Genomic DNA, 18,559 nt, shown 5'->3' with positions numbered 1-18,559 from the left:
ATCGATGGCAGACATCGGCTCACTTTACGTAAAAATGGCGCTGGAGAGCGCCCAGTTCATCAGTGGTATGAAGAAGGCGGCTGAACAATCGGCCGCCACCAACAAAGCAATATCTGCGGCCATGGATGGCGCGAAGAAAGCGGTCGGCGGCCTTCTGGCAGTGATGTCGGTCGATGCTTTTATGGCCGCCGCGCAAGCCGCTTTTGACTACGCCGATTCGATCGTTGACCTCGCGGATCGAACCGGCGCGACCACCAAATCAATCCAGGAATTACGCTACGCGGCCCAAATGACCGGCTCCGACTTCGCTTCCGCCGACGGTGCGCTGGAGAAATTCGCGAAAAATCTTGGCACCGCACAATCTGGCGGCAAGGCGATGGGCGAAGTCTTCAAAGGCCTTGGCGTCACGTCTAGCGATTTCGACACCGCGCTGCGCGAAACCATCGAAGGTATCAGCAAGCTGCCGACCGTTTCGCAGCGGAATGCGGCGGCGTTGCAGGTTTTTGGCAAAAGCGCCGGAACGCTGACCGCGCTGATGGGTGAAGGGGCGAAGGGCTTCGACGAATTCGCCGACAAGGCGGCCGATCTTGGCATCGTGCTGGGTGATGACCTGTTGCGCAACGCTGGTCAGATCAACGATCGCTTGGATACCTTGAAGATGACCCTCGACGCACGGTTCGCATCCGCGATCGTCCAGAACGCCGACGCCATCGGAAACCTCGCCGACCAGGTGGTCAAGATCGCGACCGCCATGGCGCAGTTCTGGAGCCAAAATCCGACAGCGGCCATGGCGATTATGGGCGCGCTGGCTGGTGGCATTGGTGGCGGGCTTGTGGGCGGCTTGCCCGGAATGGTCGGCGGCGCAGTCGCGGGCGGCATCGGTGGCGCCGTGCTGGGATACAATAGTCGCGGCGAACGCAAAACGTTGACCGACGAACGCGCGTCGCTAGTCGCCCAAAACACCGGAAAGAATCCGCTCCTTGCTGCGGTCGGCATCGACGCCGACGCGATCGGCAAGGGATCGCCACAATGGAAGAAGAACGAAGCCCGGATCAAAGCCATCGACGCCCGCCTGGCGCGAATGACGGCAGAGGAAGAGGCTGCGGCCAAACTGCTCGCCGGTGGGAACGGCGGGGGCGGTGGTGGCACACTCCCACCCATTGCTGGCGGCGGGAAGAAATCGACCGGCAAGACCGCCGCTGAAATCGCAGCCGAACAGTCTGCCCGCTTCACCGCTGACATAGCTTCCGGCGATATGGAACTGCTGTCGGCGAAACAGGCGCTGCTGTCCGATATCGTCGAACAGTCGGCGACCCAGCGTGAAATCCTGGCGATCGAGACAGATCGCCGAAAGGCAGCGATCGACCAGGATGTGGCTGACGGCAAATATACCGCCGCGCAGGGCGATGCGCTCAAAGCACTCGAAGACCGGATCGAATACACGCGGGCCGACGAGATCAACCTGCGCGAAAACGAAGAACTTGCGCGCCAGGCACTCGATGTTCAGCACTCTTATCTCGATAATAGCCGCGACATTTTGGGGTCGGAAATGGCACTCGCGCGATCGTCCGCTGACCGTCGCGCCATCAGTCTGCGTCTGGTCGATCTCCAGTATCAGCAAGAGCGGCTTTCGATCGACGCGATCCTTGCGTCGAAACAGTCCACCGCCGCCGAACGGGCCATCGCAGAGGCTCGCCTTGGCGTGCTGGATCGTCTCCAGGCCAACGACACGGCAGCGGTCAACCGCGATACAATGGGGCCACTGGGTCAGTATCTCGACGGCATCCCCCGCACTGTCGGGGAAATCCAGGATGCGCTCGGCAGCGCGGCGGCGGAAGGTCTTGGTAGCTTCAACGACGGTCTGCGCGAAGCGATCCGGGGTGCCGGAAATCTGGGCGATGCGTTCGAAGCGGTCGGTGACCGGATCATCGACAAACTGATCGACATCGCCCTCCAGCAAGCGATTTTGAAGCCGCTGGGATCGCTGTTTGGATCAGTGCTAGGGTCGATTGGCACCAGCCTCGCGGGTGGCGGTGGCAGCGATATCGTGCTGGGCGGCGCGGCTCTCAAAATCGGCGCGCGCGCCAATGGTGGCCTGACCCGCGCTGGCACCTATGTGGTCGGCGAACGCGGCCCGGAAATTGTCAATGTTGGGAATACAGCCAACACGGTCCCGAATCACGCTCTCCGAAGCATACGCGGCGCGGGCCAGGCCGGTCCCGCCGTCACGATTGGCAACATCACCAGCAACGACCCCGCGATGGTGCGCGCCATGGTCTACGAAGGGATCGCCCAGGCGGCGCCGCTCTTGTCGAAACAGGCGAGTGATCGAACGCTGGGCCGGTTCCAGCGGCCGACGATGTGACGAACGGCATCCGCCTAAATAATGGATGCCGACCTATCCGTTGTCCTTTCCCGCCGTCACCCCGAATTCAGAGCGCCTGGCGGTCAATCGTCGCCAGTCCGCTATCGCGTCGAATTTCACGCTGATCCAGCAGACGATCAACACCGCCAGCCAGTGGACGCTGACCTGGACCTGGTCGCCGATGCGCCAGGCTGTGGCCGAACGCCTGCGCGCCTGGCTCAATAGCCTGCGCGGTCAGGTCGGTCATTTTCGTTATTTCCCTCGCCAAACCGTCACTTCGACGCTGACGGGCCGGAAGGTCGCCGAAACCGCCTACGCCTATCTGTCCGCCGTCGTGATGGGCGGATGGGTGGCGGGACAGGCCAGCCAGCTTCGGATCGGCCAGCTTTTCAGCATCGGGTCGCAACTGTTTGAAATCACCGACGCGCCATCAAACGCCGATGCCAATGGCCGGTGCCTGGTTCAGTTCGAACCCGCCCTTCGCCAGACCTTTGCGGTCGATACCGATGTCGAATTTTTCCGGCCCAGCGGTCTGTTTCGGCTGAATTCGAGCGAAGGCCAGACCTATACGCTGACGCCTGGCGGGCAGCGCGGAAACTTGGCCGAATTCGGCACACTGACCGCTGTGGAGGCGGTGGGCGCATGAGACCCGGCACCACGCCCGAAATCACTGCTGCCCTTGCGGAAGCAGGCATTACGACGGCTCTGTTGGCACGCCTGGATTTCAAAAGCGGCACGGTTTGCGCCTGGACTGGCGGCCATTCGATCAAGGTGACCGGTTGGGCTGACAGCCTCTTGAACGATCAGACCTTTCACCCGCTCGAAAACGGCGTGATCGTCGATATTGGTGACAACAGCTTTTCGTATAGCGGCTCCGAAGCGCTTGAAATCGCGCTGGGCCTGCCGTCTTCGGTGCCCCTCGCGCTTGAAGCGGCGGCGGTCGAGCCGACCGAATATCAGGGGCGAACGGCCACGATTTGGCGCGCGCTTTTGATCCAGCCTGGCCTGATCGCCGAACCGCATTGGGTCTTTCGTCGAATTCGATCGGGCACGATGGACACGGTCGAAGTCAGCGGTGACGGACTGTCGCGGACGTTCAAACTGTCGATCGAGGGGCACGCTGGCATGATCAGCAACGCCACCCAGGGCACCTATCTCGACCAGCCAAAATTCGACCCGAACGATCGCTCGCAGGACTATGTGGCGGCAATCGCGAACGGCGACGATCTGATGAAATTGGCCCCGACGGGCTGGGCGGCGGTCCAGTCAACGATCAACAATTGGCAGCAGCGTTAAGGCGGCACGCGGTTAAGCTAAATATGGGATGCAGCTTGCGTCCCACAGATATGGCGATTGGGAAGATCGCCTCCGCACCTACCTCGACCGCGTAAACGACGAACCCTTTCGATGGGGTCGTCACGACTGCGCCCTGTTTGCCGCCGATTGTATCCGGGCGATGACCGGGTTCGATCCCGGCGAAGCCTTTCGCGGACGATACGACACCAAGACCGGCGCGGCCGAAGCGCTGCGCGAATTCGGCGCTGGGACGCTCCTTCGGACGGTCACCTCCTGGCTTGGAAAATCCAAGTCGATCCATCTCGCGCAGCGTGGCGACATCGTCATGAACGCGGACCTGTCCTGTGGAGTCTGCGTCGGCCCCTACAGCTATTTTGTCGGGGAAGGCCCTGGCCAGGTCGGGCTGATCCCGGTCCCGACCGCTAGTCTGAAATACGCCTTCAGCGTGCCCTTCGAAGCGTCGGAGGGCGAAACTTGGGCAAAGTAGTAACGACCGTCCTGGTCGTCGCCGTTGCGGTGGCGATCGTCGTCTTTGCCCCGCAGATCGCTGCGGCCATCGGCGCATCGGGCATTTTCGGCGCGACCGTCACGGCGGCCACGCTCGCCACCATCACGTCGTCGCTGGTCGGCCTTGGCGTCAGCCTCGGCATGGCTGCGGCCGCGTCGGTGCTGCGCAAGGCGCCTTCAATGTCGCAGTCGCTGGTCGATCGTCTTCACACCAGCGTCGTCCCGTCCGCCCCGCGAAAGATCGTCTTTGGCACCACGGCGGCGGGTTCGGACGTGCGCTTTGCAGAAACGTTCGACCGTGCCGGTTCGAAAAAGGACGGTTACGCGCAGATCATCGCGCTCGCCAGCCATCGGATCAATGCGGTCAAAGAATGGTATCTCGAAGAGACCAGAACTTGGGCGAACGGGTCGATCGTTGATACCCACGATGGTGGCATTCTGGCCGTCCAGACCTGTCTCGAAGGCAAGCCCGGAAACGGATTTTCCTGGGGATCGGGGAAATATTGGACCCCGCAATCGACCTTCACCGGCTGTGCCTACCTCGCGACCCGATACAAGCTGGATTCGAAGGTTTGGCCCAGCGGCATCCCATCTCGTTACACCACGATCGTCGAGGGTTGCCCGCTTTACGATCCCCGCCGCGACAGCACGAATGGGGGCAGCGGTTCCCACCGCATCGCGGACCAGGCGACCTGGACATTCCGGGAAGGCGCGGTCGAAATCGGCCGCAATCCCGCGCTGGCGCTGCTGACCTATCTGCTCGGTTACCGGATCAATAACAAGCTGGTGTGGGGCATGGGCATCCCGGCCCATCGCATCGACTTCGACAATTTCCGAACCTACGCCAACCTTTGCGAAGAGCGCGTCCTGACCCAGTCTGGCGCCACGGTTCAGCGCTACACCAGCGATGGCACCTTTTCGACCGGTGACCCGCACGAAACCGTCATCAATGGCCTGTCGGCCGCCATGGGTTCGTGCAAGCTGGTCGATACGTCCGGCGTCTATCAGCTTGTCGGCGGCTACGACGATACGCTCGGCCCCAAGGTCGATTTCGACGCGAACGACCTGGTCGCCGCAGCCGGATCGGCATCCCCGTATCTGTGGAAACCGGCGCCGCCGACCCGCGAATTGCACAACATCGTGCGCGGTCGCTTCGCCGATCCGTCCTCGCTCTATCAGTTGGTCGATTGGGGTGTGGTCGAAACCGATCCGCTACCCGACGCGATCCCGCGCACCCTGTCCCTCGATCTTGGTCTGGTCACCCGCGCAGAGACTTGCCAGCGTATCGCGAAGCAATGGCTGCTCCGCGAGGCCAAGACGCCTGGTGTCTTCAGCGCGACCTTTGGCCCGAAAGCGTTCCGCGTTCAGGTCGGTTCGCTGATCACCATGTCGCTACCCGAGCGTGGCTGGAACCGGAAACTGTTCCGCGTGATCGAGCAGGTCGAGACCCACGATCTTCTCTTCACCATGGCGCTCCGCGAAGAGTCCAGTGAAGTCTATGCCTGGGACCGCGAAGAGAAAGCGCTGCCCGCGACGATCCGTCCAGACGGCTATAATCCGCGCGACACCATTGCGCCGGAAAATCTCACGGTTAGCAGTTCGGTCATCGAAGGGGCTGGCGGCCAGCAGGTATCGGAAGTCGAGGTCACTTGGCTTCCCGCACCGTCCGCGCGCATCGTCGGCATCCAGATTGAGAGCCGACCGACCGGCGCCATCGCTTGGACCGAACAGGCCGCGATCCACGATCCCGTGTCCGGTGTTTTCCGGTTCGGGTCGAATGTCGGCGGCGTCGATCTTGCCGTGCGTGCCCGCTATCGTATGGACACCGGCGTTTACAGCGAATGGGTCGGCGCTGATGTCGTATCGGCTGCGATCGAGATCGTCGATGGCCAGGCGCGCGAAAACGCCACCACCGCAATCGACCAGGCGCAGCAGGCGCAGGAAACCGCGAATTCGGCCGTCAGCCAGACTTCTGTCCTGACCCAGCAGCTTGCCCAGCTTGATGCGGATGTCGCGACGGCGAAGTCAACGGCGGCCGACCTCCAGGCCACTTATGGCAACACCGTATCGTCGAAGGCGAACGCCGATGCGGCCGCCCAGCATGAAGCGAACGCCCAGGCGGCGGACCAGAATTCTCAGGCCACGCTCGCCCTGACCGAAAAGGTCCGCGACGACGCCGCCAACATCCTGAACCAGACCGGTGCGATCCGCGACGAAGTCATTATCGCCCGCACGGACGCGCAGACCGCAAATGGCCAGGCGCGGGGCTATCGTGACCAGACCAGCGAAGCCGCGAACACGGCAGAAGGGGCAGCAGCGCGGGCGGCCGAATCCGATCGTCTGGCGGCCATTTCCCGCTATCAGTCGGGACAGTCGGCCAGCGCAGCAGGCCAGCACGAAACCAACGCGGCCACCTTCGCAAATGACGCTCAACGCAGCGCCGTCACTTCCGAAAACGCGCGCTTGAGCGCCAGCACGGCAGTTCAGTCGATGATGCCCGCCGATTTCGGCGACATCACGAATTGGTCGGCCGAATGGGTCGGTGCCAGTGGTTCGCTCGCCGACGATGGCCGCTTCACGCCCTACAGTGACGCCAGCACTGGCCGCGTCCTCCAGGTCGCCAACAACCCGCATTTTTCGCCGCACATTACCTCCAAGGGACGCGATCTCCTGATCCGCGACCATACCTATCGCGTCACGATCACCTGGAAGCTGGTCGGTCAGCAGGCTGACGAAACACCGGTTAACGGCGCGCTCTATTTGGCGGCGGTGAAGGGTGACGAAAGCGCCAGCGGCATGGGCGGATATAATTGCACAATCGCCCCGAACCAGGCGGGTTGGGGTAGCGGCTGGGCCGTCCATACGATGGACCTGTCGGCGAACGCGCTTCTCGACGCTGGCTTCGTCTGGGGCCGCCCGCTCTTCCGTATCGATCGACAAGGTGTCTTCCGCCTGAAATCGCTCGAAATGCGCGATGTCACTGGCGAAATCATCGCCAAAGGCCACGCAGACGCTGCGGCGGAAAGCGAACGCGAAGTCGCGGCGATCCAGACTGACGTTTCGCAAAAAGCTGGTGCGGTCGAGCAGAACCGTGTCCGGGCGGAAACCGCCAGGGCTGACGCCGAAGGTTTCCGCAACCAAACCGCCACGTCCGAAAGCAACGTCAATCAAGCGCTGTCCACTGCCACCCAGCAGGCCGGAATTTCTGCTTCTGCTGCGAAGACGGCCCAGAACCGTGCCACCGGCAACATTGTCAGCCGTGGTGAATTCGACGCGTCATCCGGTAAGGGCGATTGGACCGGTGCGACCGGCGTCTATTACGCCAACGACATCGGTCAGTATATCCTGAGCCAGAACGACCGGGATAGCTACGATGGCGAACCGATCGCCGGAAACTGGTCGAACCGGCGCTTCCGTGTGTCGGGCGAAGTCCAGGCGTGGGGCAGCTATCAGGCCCAAATCGGCATCCACTGCGTCAACAACGCTGGCGGCAACGAGTGGTATATCCAGGGCGTGGCGAATGCTGGCTTGTGGTATACGCCTTTCGCCTTCGAACTCGCTCTTCCCGCAAACATCAAATCTGCGCGCGCGGTGTTGGTCAGCGATGGCCCACAGGGTGCGTCGGGCCATGGCCTCAACTGGCGGTCGATCCGCATCGAAGACATTACCAGTGAAAATGCGTCGAAGGAAAGCGCCCAGGCGTCCGCCGACAACGCGGCAGTAGCGACGGCGAAGGCGGACGAAGCTGGCCAGCACGCCAGCACAACGCAGTCCAGTGAAGTTCGCGCGACCACCGCTGCGGAGGGCGCCGATAAAGTCTTCGCCAACAGCTTCCCGAACTATGTCGGCCCAGTTGGTCAGAAGGCCTATGTCTATCTTGGTGACGACAGCACAGGTTTCCAGTTCGATTACGGGCCTGGTTCGGGCTGGCCGCAGCCCTATATCACCGCGCAGGCCGGTGGTCGTGGCGGCCGCTACAATCGAATTTCCTTCAAAGAGTCGATCCCGAAAAGCGTCGGTCGTCGATATCGCGTGCGTGGCTGGTTTTACAGCAATGCCACGAATTGTGAGATTGTCGGCCTTTGGGCGCTCGGCACCGACAACAATAACTGGGACGCGTCTGCCGTAGGATATTCCAGCGAAGCGGCGCCCGCTGGCACCGTCAACAACGTCGCGATCAATTCGCCTGGCTTTACCGAATTCGGTGCCGAATTCACGGTCACCGACGCCTGGCGGCCGTTCTGGAAACCGATTTTCGAATTCGTCACGACCGGCGCCGCACCGAACGGCCTTTGGCACATGACCGGTCTGACGATCGAAGACATCACGTCGGAAAAGGCATCAAGGGATAGCGCGGACGCGGCTTCCTCGGCCTATAGCAACGCGCAGATCGAAGCAGGAAAAAGCGGGAATTCGGCTAATGCGTCGTCGGGTTCGGCGGATCGCGCTGAAGCCGCGAATGGCGACAGCCAGGCGGCGGCGCGAGCGGCTCAAGGATCGGCGGCAGACGCAAATCGCGACGCGGCTTCCGTTGCCAATACGGTCAGCTTGGTCGCGACCTACTCGACGGGCGGCGGCAACCTTATCCCGGAAACGTCATTTGCCGCTGGCACGGCGGGGTGGAACCAATATGCGCCAAGCGGTGGGGCGTCTTTCGAATGGGTGCGTGACGGCGGTGGTGACGATTGGCGTCCAACCAACGAGCATACCATTGCAATTCATCAGAATGGCTCTGATCCTAACCTCTGGTCGCAGTGGCACACCGATGAAATCTCGGTCACGTCAAGCACCTGGTATGAATTTAGCGGCTATATCGCGGCCCACCGGTGCAACGCCTACGTGCGCGTCGATTGGAAAGACGCCGCTGGCAACGGTATCAAGTCGGACTACAATCTGAATACCAACACCGCCGACTTCTCGGGCGGTCGCGACATCAATAACTGGAAGCGCTGCTGGAATAAGGTCCAGTCGCCAGTCAATGCTGCGCGCGCACACCTCGTTTTCGTTAAAGATGGAACACAGCAAGGCGCTGGCTACATCGATAGCTGGGGCTGGTTGTGTCGCCCGATGCTTCGTCAGACCTACGCTGAAGCGGCCGGTCCCAGCCCATATGCGGCGGGGAACGGTTCGACCACCGTGGCGGCGCAGCAAGCCAGCATCACCCAGAATTCGACCGCTATCGCGACGACCAACAGCACGCTCGCGAACCTTACCACGGTCGTCCAGTCCGGCAGCCCGAACTTGCTCCGAAATGGCGGTTTCCAGCTTGGGATGAACTATTGGTCGGCCACCCATGGTGGCTGGAATCCGCACGTATCTGGCGGGTGGGGTCAGATCACGGATCGTGCGGGCGACTGGTCGGGTGAATATTGCTATTTTGAGAGCGAGAACGTCCCGATTTTCGCCGGATCACTCTACACGCTGTCCGCCGATAGCTTGTATTTGCTGAATAGCGGTAGCGGCCACTGTTACACGGAAATGGTGTTTCTCGACGCTGGCCAGAATGTCATTTCGAACCCATCTGGCACCGCTTATCAGGCCGGGCATGACTACAGCACGAGCGGCGCGGGGCGACTGGCCCACCGACTGACTACGGCTGCGCCCGGTGGCGCGGTATATGTCCGCGCGCGGGTCGTTGCGTATAAGTCTCCCGGCTCCTCGGCGAACATCCTGGGCTGGCGTCAGATCAAGCTGGAACAGGGCGGTCAAATGACCGCTTACTCGAACGAGGCGGCGGTCACGACGATCAGCGAAACCGTCACCAACGTCGATGGAAAAGCCAATCAGGCGCTGGCCCGTGCCGCTGTCCAGCTTGATGTGAACGGTTACGTCAGCGGTTGGGAAATGGCCAACAATGGCCAGACCGGGGCGATGACGATCAACGCCGATCGTTTCCAGATCGTCCGGCCGGGCGGTGGTCCGCGCACCGAGTATCGAAACGGTCTGTGGATCGTGACCGACGGGTCTTCCTGGATGTCCATTTGGGGCGGGGCGTTTGGCAGCGGCAACCGCTTCATGCGCTGGACTGGTCCATATTTCACCGACCTGAACAATTGCAACGAGGGCAACGCGAAAGAATATTTGCGCGTCGATGGCACCGCGTATTTCGGCGGCGCCTTGTTGGCTGGCACGCTTCGAAACAGCGGCGCGTCGAGCGCTACGGCGGCCAACGCTTCGACGACGACCGGCGCGTTCGGGAGCAATGGCGGCCAGGTCACCGTCAACACCGCGTGGGTCTATAGCTATGATGTGACCTCGACTTACGCGGCCACGACGCAGGGGCGGCAGCAATACGACGCTGCGCTGGCGGCGTTTGGTTCGACAGGGTCGGGCGACGGTGGTTTGACCCATCAGGGATCGAAGACGGAAACCATGTCGGCGGCCGAAATCGTCCTGAACCTTCGCAAGAATGGCGGCCTGGTCGCCAGCCAGGGCGGCGGTTCGAAGATCGTCTCGTTGGACGGTGTGCGCCCCACAATCGGCGATAGTGGTGGCCGGATCACCTGGACCTATAGTCACAGCAGCAGTTTCACCCACGTCGATGACGAACGCTCGACCGCTGCCCGGACGTTCAGCGCCGACATCGTGCGAAACCTGTCTACCGGCAACAACACAAGCCAGCGGGTCAGCGTCGTCTGCGTCGAATGATAAATATCACATGGTTACAATGACAGCAGAGACGACCCTTCGCGAGGTCAACGCATATTCGATCCAGGCGCTTGAAGCGCTGATCGCCGACATCGACGCCCTCCGGGCCAGCGCCCGGGGCGCGACGTTGGAGCAGGACTATCCGACCGCCCAGGTTATGGGTCAGGCTCTTTCCAGCATCGCAGGCGTTCGCATGCAGCTTGAGACGCGCCGGGTCGCCCTGGAAAACGTTCGCCGGGGTTGGGACGGTGAAGAGCCGCTGTCGGCGGCTGGCACCTTCACGCCGACGCTCCCGGTATCGCCCGCATGATCGACCGTCTGAAGAGCGTGGGCGGGAAGATCGGCGCTGCGGCCATCTGGCTATGGCACCTGCCGCCTATTCGATCCGTGATCGTAACGAATATCATCCGTGTCGTCGGCGGTGGCGCGATTGGTTCGATCATCGTCGCGATTATGGACGGCCTGGCAAACGGTGGATGACACCAGCCTGATCCTTGGGCGGCTGGAAGGGAAAGTGGATAGCATCCAGGCGACCCTTTCAGCCATCGTCCAGCGCCAGGACGCGCACGAAAGTCGGCTGTCATCGGTGGAGGGCGCTGTTCGCACGATCGAGGCCGACCGTGCCGCCATGATCCCCGGCTATCGCATCGTCGAGGCTGATCTAGCCGACCTCAAGACGTGGCGCACCGCCATCGAAGGGAAGGCACGGGGGTGGATCGAAGCCGGTAGCTTCATGAAAATCGCTGTCGGCATCGCGATTGGTATCGCTGGATATTTTGGTTTTCAGATCGCGATGACGCCGGTTTCGTCGCAGCTTTCGCCTATGCGCGTGACTGCATCACGATGATGTCCAAGAAGGTGGAGAGCGCACGTTCCGATCCTAAGCAAGGCTGCCTAAAATAGCGAGGCCACCGTGCTTCTCAATCCTCGGGGTCGTTCCGGCAGTCAGGCACCCCTCCCTTCAACTGTCTTGCAATCCACATCCCTTCGGATGATTTCGACAATGAAAGAGCGGACACAGTGTTATAGCTTCCACCGTTTCTCGCGCGATCTCGGAAACAAATTGTCATTTGGTGATCTGCTCTCGATAACACATCGAATGACATTTCCCATTCGTGCGAACCCTTTTCCAGATGCGCACTACGCATATCCTTTTCGATTACGTTGAATCCGTAGTCCGAGAATGTTTTCTTTCCTGAAGCGCGCTGTGGCCCAGTAGAATTTGGAAAACTTGTTAAGTCCAGACTGGCTACAATACTGGTTACAGCTTTATTCGTCACACCGCCGACAACGACTGTGGAAGATGCCAGCATAGTCACAATAACCAACGCATTCAGTCTCTTCATGGCCGTCGCTCCAGTGAAGGAATGTTAACGAGCACCTATCGGGAATTCCGGATGTCGATGTAACTGTCGCGATCGGTCAATGGCAATTTCTGGTCGCTTACAGACCGTCTGAATCTGGCCCCCAAGTAGGTTGATCCCGGCCCACCATATTCGGGGGGAATATTAGGGGGTGTTTGTGGCCGGGATCGTCAGCAGCCTAGCGGGCTGAGCGGTAGGGTCAATCAGCATAAACACGAGCATGATGACCAAGCGTGCGCATCTGGTCGCTATCAAAATGGTCGATAAATAAGGGTTATGTGATCCTTTCGAGCCGTCCTGGCTCACCTATGCCCGCACACAGATAGGTGTCCGAGAAATCGTCGGCCCCAAGCATTCGCCCACGATCATGTCGTGGATCAAAGCGCTTGGTCCCAAAATTCTCGGCATCGATGTCCGCGACGATGAAACCGCCTGGTGCGGCACCTTTGCCGCGCACGTCGTTTCCCACGCTGGTTTCAAGCCGCCGAAAATCGCCGTCCGGGCATCGTCGTGGGACGCTTTTGGCGAAGCGGTCAGCAAACCGTATCTCGGCGCCATCGTTCGGTTCCAGCGTCCTGGGGGCGGTCACGTCGCGTTTCTGACCGGGGTCTCCGCTGACGGTCGGCTGTTCCGCGTGTTGGGTGGAAACCAGGGCAACGCAGTCAGGGAAACCTGGATCGAACGCGGCCGGTGCGTTTCGATGCGATGGCCGACCGGGGCGCCAAAGGCGATTGCGCTGGCACCGGTGGTGAATTCAGCGGGCGCCAAGGTTTCGACGAATGAAGCCTAACGCCCCGCGCTACCGGTCGAAATTCGAAGCCCGTTGCGCCGCGCTCGTCCCGGCCGAATTCGCGCACGAAGCGATCAAGCTGCCATACGTCATCCATCACACCTATTTGCCCGATTTCGTCGATGTTGCGGGAAAGCGGATAATCGAGGCGAAGGGTCGTTTTCTCGCAGAGGACCGAAGGAAGGTTCTCGCCGTTCGCGACCAGCATCCCGATTGGACGATCGAGATGTGGTTCCAGAACCCCCGGCTCAAGATCAGCCCTGGCAGTTCGACCACATATGCAGCTTGGTGCGACCGCAATGGGATCGCTTGGCGCCAGGGGCCAGCCTGACGCGGGTTTTTAGAGCAGGCTGTAAAGACCGGCGGCCGACGATCCGATCATAATGGCGGCCAGGAAGATCGCCTGGACCTTGAGGACCAACGACGATCGGTCGCGGTCGTATTGGTGGTCGTCGAGTTTCAAACGTTCGCCCTCAAAAAAATACCCCGCCGAAGCTGGCGGGGTAGGGTGGTTTCGCAATATCGGGGAGACCGTCCAACGGTCGCTGCCCTGCATCGGTTCCACGCCTATCGCATCAAGCCCACCAGGGCGGCGAACAGCGCCCCGCACAGGATGCCCAGCGCCAGCACACCGTCGATTTCGAAAAACGATGTCGTGCGGGTCGTTGGATCGGTGTCGGGGCGGCGCAATGCTTGTCTCTCTGGTTGGGTGGGGCGGGATGAAACGACCGTTCTCGTCGATTGGTTGCGCGGTCAGTCGATCAGTCGGACGATCCCGCTGATCGCGGCGACAAACGTCATCACGGCCAGGACGAACGCCTCGATGGTCAGCGCAATGTCGGGGCCGCTGCGCATCAGGCGTCGATCGCGCGGAGCTTGATCTCGTCGATTGCGCGGAGCTTGATCTTGATCTCGTCGATTGCGCGGAGCTTGATCTCGTCGATCACCGCCTGTTGCTGGCTGGTCAGATTGTCGATGTCCACAATCCGATTGCGCGCCGCGATCAGTTGCGAATTCGTCATCGCCGCCGCCTGCGCTGCTGCTTTGAGGTGATCGTCCACCCGAGGTCTCCTTACGACGGAACGATAGCATCGATGGGCGTAACGGTCGCGTGGAAAGGGTTGTTCGGGATCAAGGCGTTGGGCGCGAATCGGCGAAAACGCAGTAACGGTCCTTTATCCGCGCAACACTTTTTTATCTGTTGAGATGCAGCACCCGCACGCGTTCGACATGGAGATAGGCCATGTCCGCGCGCAGATAGTCGAGCAGTGCCTGCCAACTGCCCAGCACCGGTCGTTCCGCCACATCGTTGCGCAGCATTCGCAGTGCGGTGGCCTGGACGATCTTGATCGCGGCGACGCTGGTATCGCCCATGCCGGGCACCCGTGCGATCGCCTGCCAGTCGGCCGCCATCAATCCGCCGATCCCGCCAAATTCGCGCAGCAGCAGCCGAGCCAGCGGCTTGGTGTCGCGGCGGGGGATGGCAAGGGCGAGCAGATATTCGATCAGTTCATGGTCGAGCAGCCCGTCGCCGCCTTCGGCCAGGCGCTGGCGCAGGCGGGCGCGATGACCGGCACCATCCTGGCTCGCGCGTTCGTCCTTTTCGGTCATGCTGGCGATCCCCCATTCCCCGGCGAATGAAGGCTAGGCTTTGCGGATTTCGTGGGCAAGGCTATTTCTGGGGTGGATATTTCCAATGGGTCGGACGTTATGGATGCGTTACGGACCTGAAGTGCGAGCGAAAGTCGGGGTTGGCCAGGCAGATGGAAGACGAGAACGGCGAAGCCGAAATTCGCCGGGGCTGGCTGCGCTGGCTGGGTGTCGGGACGGGTTCGCTCGGCCTGGTGCTGGTCGCGCTGTGGACGCAGCGCGCGCCGATCGCCGAGAATTTCGTCAACCGCGAACTGAACCGGCGCGGGGTCCAGGCCAATTATGACCTGACGCAGGTGGGCCTGCGCACCCAGCGGATCGAGAATGTCGTGCTGGGCGATCCGGCGCGGCCGGACCTGACCGCTCGTTGGGTGGAGGTCGACATCGCCTTTTCCGGCGTGACGCCGCAGGTGGCAGCGGTTCGCGCCGGTGGCGTGCGGATGCGCGGCGCCTATCGCGACGGCGTGCTGACGCTGGGCGAACTGGACAAGTTTCGCGATCCCGATTCGACTGCGCCCTTTGCCATGCCTGACCTGCTGCTTCATCTGCGCGACGCGCGGTTGCGGCTGGATACCGACGCGGGGGCAGTCGGCCTGCAGATCGATGGCAATGGCAATCTGAAATCGGGTTTCCGCGGCAAGCTGGCCGCCGCCATGCCCAGGGCACGGATGGCCGGCTGTGGCGTGGCCAAGGCGAGCGCCTGGCTGGACGTGGCGATGGTGGACGGCCGGCCGCATCTGCGCGGGCCGATCAAGGGCGATGCGCTCGCCTGCGCGGACATGGCGATGGCTGCGCCGACGGCCGACATCGATCTGTGGCTGGGCCAGAGGCTCGACCGCTGGAACGGATCGGCCAAGCTGGCGGGCGAGGCGCTCAAGGCGCAGGGCATGCTGCTGGCGGCCCCGGTCGGTCGGATCGAGTTCGACGGTACGGCCAAGGCCATGGCCGGGCGTGCGCGGATCGGCGCACGCGCCTTTTTCGGTGCCGGGGTGCTGGCGGGGCCAACCGAACTGGCCGGTGACTGGACGCTGCGCGGCGGTGATGCGACCTTCAGCGGCGATCTGACCGCGCGGAACGGGCGGATGGCCGGGCGCGATCCGCTGGCGGCTTTGCGCACGTCGACGGCCGGCACGCCGGTGGCGCCGCTGGCCCTGCGATTGGCGGATGCGGCACGGCGGGCCGGCGCGGATAATCTGCTGCGGGCGCGGGTGGCGCTGGCGCAGAAGGGCGATGCAGGCAGTCTGGTGCTGACCGATACCGAATTTGCAGCGCGCAGCGGCGCGCAGGTGGCTGTGGCGCGGGACGGCCGGGTGACGCTGGCCTGGCCGGGCAAGGGCGGCGCGGCGATCGATTGGGCGCTGGACGGCGCGATCACGTCGCAGGGCGGCGGCTTGCCCAAGGCGGCGCTCCGACTGGCCCGCCGCGCCGGCGGCGGTTTTGGCGGGCAGCTGTTCATCGATCCCTATACGGCCGACGGCGCCCGGCTGGCGTTCGAGCCTGTCCGATTCGTTGCCGGGCCGAAGGGCGACACGCGCTTCACGACCGCGTTGCGGCTGGATGGGCCGCTGCCCGATGGGGCTGTTCGCGGTCTTGGCCTGCCGATCGATGGCCGGCTGGCGTCTAATGGCGCGATCGCGATCAACGAACATTGCGCGCCACTGACCTTGCTGGAAGCGCGCTATGGCAGCTTCGCGCTGGGGCAGACCCGGCAGACGCTCTGCCCACTACCCAATTCGGCGCTTTTCGCCATGGGGCCGGGCGGCATGAAGGGCGGTGCGGAGCTTCGCAATGTCGCGCTGAACGGGCGAAGCGGCGACAGCCCGATGGGCCTAAAGGCGGACAATGCCCGGCTGATATTGGGCCAGACCGGCTTCACCCTGGGCAATGCAGACTTTGCCATCGGCCCGGAGGATGCGCCGGTGCGCCTGTCTGCGACGAGCGTCACCGGTGCGGCGACGAAGGAAGGCTTTGCCGGCGACATCAAGGGCGCGGGTGGACGGATCGGCACCGTGCCGCTGATTGTCGAGCAGGGGGCGGGCGACTGGGCCTTTGCTAAGGGGGCGCTGTCGCTCAAGGCGGCGATGCAGGTGCGCGATGCGCAGCCTTCGGTCCGCTTCAACCCGCTGTTCGTGCCTGACTTTGCCCTGGCGATGAAGGATGGCCGAATCACCGCGACCGGCACGCTGCAGGTGCCGGGCAAGGGTGCCACGGTGGCGCGCGCCGATATTGCGCACGACCTGGGCAGCGGGAAGGGGCATGCCGACCTGACCGTGCCGGACCTGGGCTTCGGGCCGGGATTGCAGCCGGAGGAACTGACGCCGTTGACGCTCGGCGTGATCGCCAATGTCGCCGGCCGCGTGACTGGCGAGGGGCATATCCGCTGGACCGGGTCCGATGTCAGCAGCGATGGCGTCTTCCGGACCGAACGGCTGGATCTGGCGGCGGCATTCGGCCCGGTCGAGGGGCTGTCGGGCGAGATCCATTTTTCCGACTTGCTCAATATGGTGACGCCGACCGGGCAGGAGGCGCGAATCGCGCTGGTCAATCCGGGCGTCGAGGCGCGCAATGGCACGGTGCGCTATCGCTTGGGTGCCGGCCAGAAGTTGCATATCGAGGGCGGTGGTTTCCCCTTTTCGGGCGGTGAACTGGTGCTTCTGTCCACGACCATGGACTTTGGTGCCGATGTCGATCGCTATCTGACCTTCCGGGTCATCGGCCTCGACGCTGGTGCCTTCATCCAGGCGATGGACCTGAAAAATGTGTCGGCGACCGGCACGTTCGACGGCATCATGCCGCTGATCTTCAATGCGCAGGGCGGGCGGGTTGCCGGCGGCGTGCTGGTCGCGCGGCAGCAGGGCATGGCACCGCTGATCATGCCCGAGGGCGTGCTGCCTAGCATCCCCTGCGACCCAACGCGCCAGTCAGGCGTGCTGTCCTATGTGGGGCCGGTGTCGAACGAGCAAGTCGGAGTTATGGGCAAGGTCGCCTTCGATGCGCTGAAGGATCTGCAATATAAATGCCTCACCATCCTGATGGATGGCGCGCTGGATGGCGAGATGGTCACCAATGTGGTGTTCAACGGCGTCAACCGAGGTCAATTGGGCGGTGCGCCGCAGGGGATAGCGAAAAGCTTCGTCGGCCTGCCCTTCATCTTCAACGTGCGGATTTCCGCGCCCTTCCGCGGCCTGATGAAATCCGCCCAATCCTATGTCGACCCGTCGCAGGTGATCCGCGACCAGATTGGCGAGGATGCCCAGCAGAAGATGCGCGCACAAAGCGCGGCCGATCTGCAATCTGGTCTTGCGGTTCAGCCTGCGGCAAGCGAGACTGTGTCAAATACGGAGCCGAAATGAAGATAGCAGCAATCATGATGGCCGGTCTGGCAGCTTCGGCCCTTGGAGGATGCATCCAGGTCAAGGCCCCGGACAAGCCGATCGAGATCAATCTGAACGTGAAGGTCCAGCAGGAGGTCGTCGTCCGTCTGGAGAAGGACGCCAAGGATCTGATCAACAATAACCCGGAGTTGTTCCCGCAATGACACGCAAGTTCATGCTGGCCGCCGCTGTGCTGGGCGGCCTGGTTCTGGCCGGCACCGCGCAGGCCCAGGGTGGTGCGGCCGCCGCGATCGCTGCCGGCACGGTGGGCGAGCAGGCCGATGGCTATCTGGGTATCGCCGGCACGGTGGGCGCGGATGTGCGGGCCGAGGTCGAATCGATCAACATCAAGCGTCGCGCCGTCTATACCGATCTGGCCGGCAAGCGCGGCGTGACGGTGCAGGATGTGGCGGCCGCAACCGGTTGCCAGACGCTCAGCAGCCGGGTGAAGCCGGGGCAGGTCTATCGCGTCGGCGGTGGTGCCTGGCAGACCAAGGGCGCCGGGGCGATCTCTTTGCCGGCCTATTGCGCCACCGCAGGCCAGTAAAATGCGCGTGGCTGGCGG

At 62.6% G+C, this 18,559-nt stretch carries 15 protein-coding genes and 2 pseudogenes; 12 read left to right on the top strand and 5 right to left on the bottom strand.

Features of this window, described 5'->3' with window-relative positions; all coding sequences use genetic code 11:
• Positions 1-4: 4 nt before the first annotated feature.
• From A0U87_RS09735 to A0U87_RS09705, 8 genes are all read left to right on the top strand, one after another.
• A complete protein-coding gene (locus tag A0U87_RS09735) occupies positions 5-2,365 on the top strand; it encodes a hypothetical protein (RefSeq protein ID WP_206366590.1) in 2,361 nt (786 codons plus the stop codon).
• A 25-nt stretch (positions 2,366-2,390) separates the two neighbouring features.
• A complete protein-coding gene (locus A0U87_RS09730) occupies positions 2,391-3,011 on the top strand; it encodes a hypothetical protein (protein WP_206366589.1) in 621 nt (206 codons plus the stop codon).
• Positions 3,008-3,661, top strand: coding sequence for a hypothetical protein (locus A0U87_RS09725; RefSeq protein WP_137405470.1), 654 nt, complete (start codon positions 3,008-3,010; stop codon positions 3,659-3,661). The genes A0U87_RS09730 and A0U87_RS09725 overlap by 4 nt, the downstream gene beginning before the upstream one ends.
• A 160-nt stretch (positions 3,662-3,821) precedes the next feature.
• Entirely contained in the window at positions 3,822-4,148 is a 327-nt protein-coding gene (locus A0U87_RS09720) for a hypothetical protein (protein WP_240700538.1), read from the top strand.
• On the top strand, positions 4,136-10,816 hold the full coding sequence (locus A0U87_RS09715; protein WP_137405469.1) for a hypothetical protein: 6,681 nt from the start codon (positions 4,136-4,138) through the stop codon (positions 10,814-10,816). The genes A0U87_RS09720 and A0U87_RS09715 overlap by 13 nt, the downstream gene beginning before the upstream one ends.
• 19 nt (positions 10,817-10,835) lie before the next feature.
• A complete protein-coding gene (locus tag A0U87_RS09710; protein ID WP_137405468.1) occupies positions 10,836-11,126 on the top strand; it encodes a hypothetical protein in 291 nt (96 codons plus the stop codon).
• Positions 11,123-11,296 (top strand): hypothetical protein, encoded by a 174-nt coding sequence (locus tag A0U87_RS26165; RefSeq protein ID WP_170978381.1) that lies wholly within the window; start codon positions 11,123-11,125, stop codon positions 11,294-11,296. Before A0U87_RS09710 ends, A0U87_RS26165 begins: the two co-directional genes overlap by 4 nt.
• A complete protein-coding gene (locus A0U87_RS09705) occupies positions 11,289-11,663 on the top strand; it encodes a hypothetical protein (protein ID WP_137405467.1) in 375 nt (124 codons plus the stop codon). Before A0U87_RS26165 ends, A0U87_RS09705 begins: the two co-directional genes overlap by 8 nt.
• Positions 11,664-11,736: 73 nt before the next feature.
• Here A0U87_RS09705 and A0U87_RS09700 read toward each other — a convergent pair whose 3' ends face one another.
• The gene (locus A0U87_RS09700) at positions 11,737-12,162 is read right to left on the bottom strand and encodes a pesticin immunity protein (RefSeq protein ID WP_137405466.1); all 426 of its coding nucleotides are present in this window, start codon (positions 12,160-12,162) and stop codon (positions 11,737-11,739) included.
• A gap of 325 nt (positions 12,163-12,487) precedes the next feature.
• Between A0U87_RS09700 and A0U87_RS09695 the strand changes: the two are divergent.
• Positions 12,488-12,970, top strand: a pseudogene (locus A0U87_RS09695) (TIGR02594 family protein); the annotation flags it as partial.
• Positions 12,971-13,310: 340 nt separating this feature from the next.
• Here A0U87_RS09695 and A0U87_RS09685 read toward each other — a convergent pair.
• The 4 genes and pseudogenes from A0U87_RS09685 to A0U87_RS09675 form a co-directional block, all read right to left on the bottom strand.
• Entirely contained in the window at positions 13,311-13,526 is a 216-nt protein-coding gene (locus tag A0U87_RS09685) for a hypothetical protein (RefSeq protein ID WP_137405463.1), read from the bottom strand.
• Between the two features lie 11 nt (positions 13,527-13,537).
• Complete coding sequence (locus A0U87_RS27020) at positions 13,538-13,660, bottom strand: hypothetical protein (protein ID WP_276609692.1); 123 nt, start codon at positions 13,658-13,660, stop codon at positions 13,538-13,540.
• A 164-nt stretch (positions 13,661-13,824) separates the two neighbouring features.
• Positions 13,825-14,031: a hypothetical protein gene (locus A0U87_RS09680; RefSeq protein WP_137405462.1), complete on the bottom strand. Its 207-nt coding sequence runs from the start codon at positions 14,029-14,031 to the stop codon at positions 13,825-13,827.
• A gap of 139 nt (positions 14,032-14,170) precedes the next feature.
• Positions 14,171-14,581: pseudogene (locus A0U87_RS09675) on the bottom strand (hypothetical protein); the annotation flags it as partial.
• A 152-nt stretch (positions 14,582-14,733) separates the two neighbouring features.
• On the opposite strand from A0U87_RS09675, the gene A0U87_RS09670 reads away from it, so the two are divergent.
• Genes A0U87_RS09670 through A0U87_RS09660 form a run of 3 tightly spaced genes read left to right on the top strand, consistent with a single transcriptional unit; the run spans position 14,734 to position 18,541 of the window.
• Positions 14,734-17,973 (top strand): YdbH domain-containing protein, encoded by a 3,240-nt coding sequence (locus A0U87_RS09670; RefSeq protein ID WP_137405461.1) that lies wholly within the window; start codon positions 14,734-14,736, stop codon positions 17,971-17,973.
• Complete coding sequence (locus A0U87_RS09665) at positions 17,970-18,158, top strand: YnbE family lipoprotein (RefSeq protein WP_004207396.1); 189 nt, start codon at positions 17,970-17,972, stop codon at positions 18,156-18,158. Before A0U87_RS09670 ends, A0U87_RS09665 begins: the two co-directional genes overlap by 4 nt.
• Positions 18,155-18,541 (top strand): YdbL family protein, encoded by a 387-nt coding sequence (locus A0U87_RS09660; protein ID WP_010337715.1) that lies wholly within the window; start codon positions 18,155-18,157, stop codon positions 18,539-18,541. Before A0U87_RS09665 ends, A0U87_RS09660 begins: the two co-directional genes overlap by 4 nt.
• Positions 18,542-18,559 lie beyond the last annotated feature (18 nt).

Origin of the sequence: Sphingobium sp. MP9-4 (assembly GCF_005281675.1) — a bacterium.
GTDB lineage: Bacteria > Pseudomonadota > Alphaproteobacteria > Sphingomonadales > Sphingomonadaceae > Sphingobium > Sphingobium yanoikuyae.
This window is presented reverse-complemented; position numbering and strand designations above follow the sequence as displayed.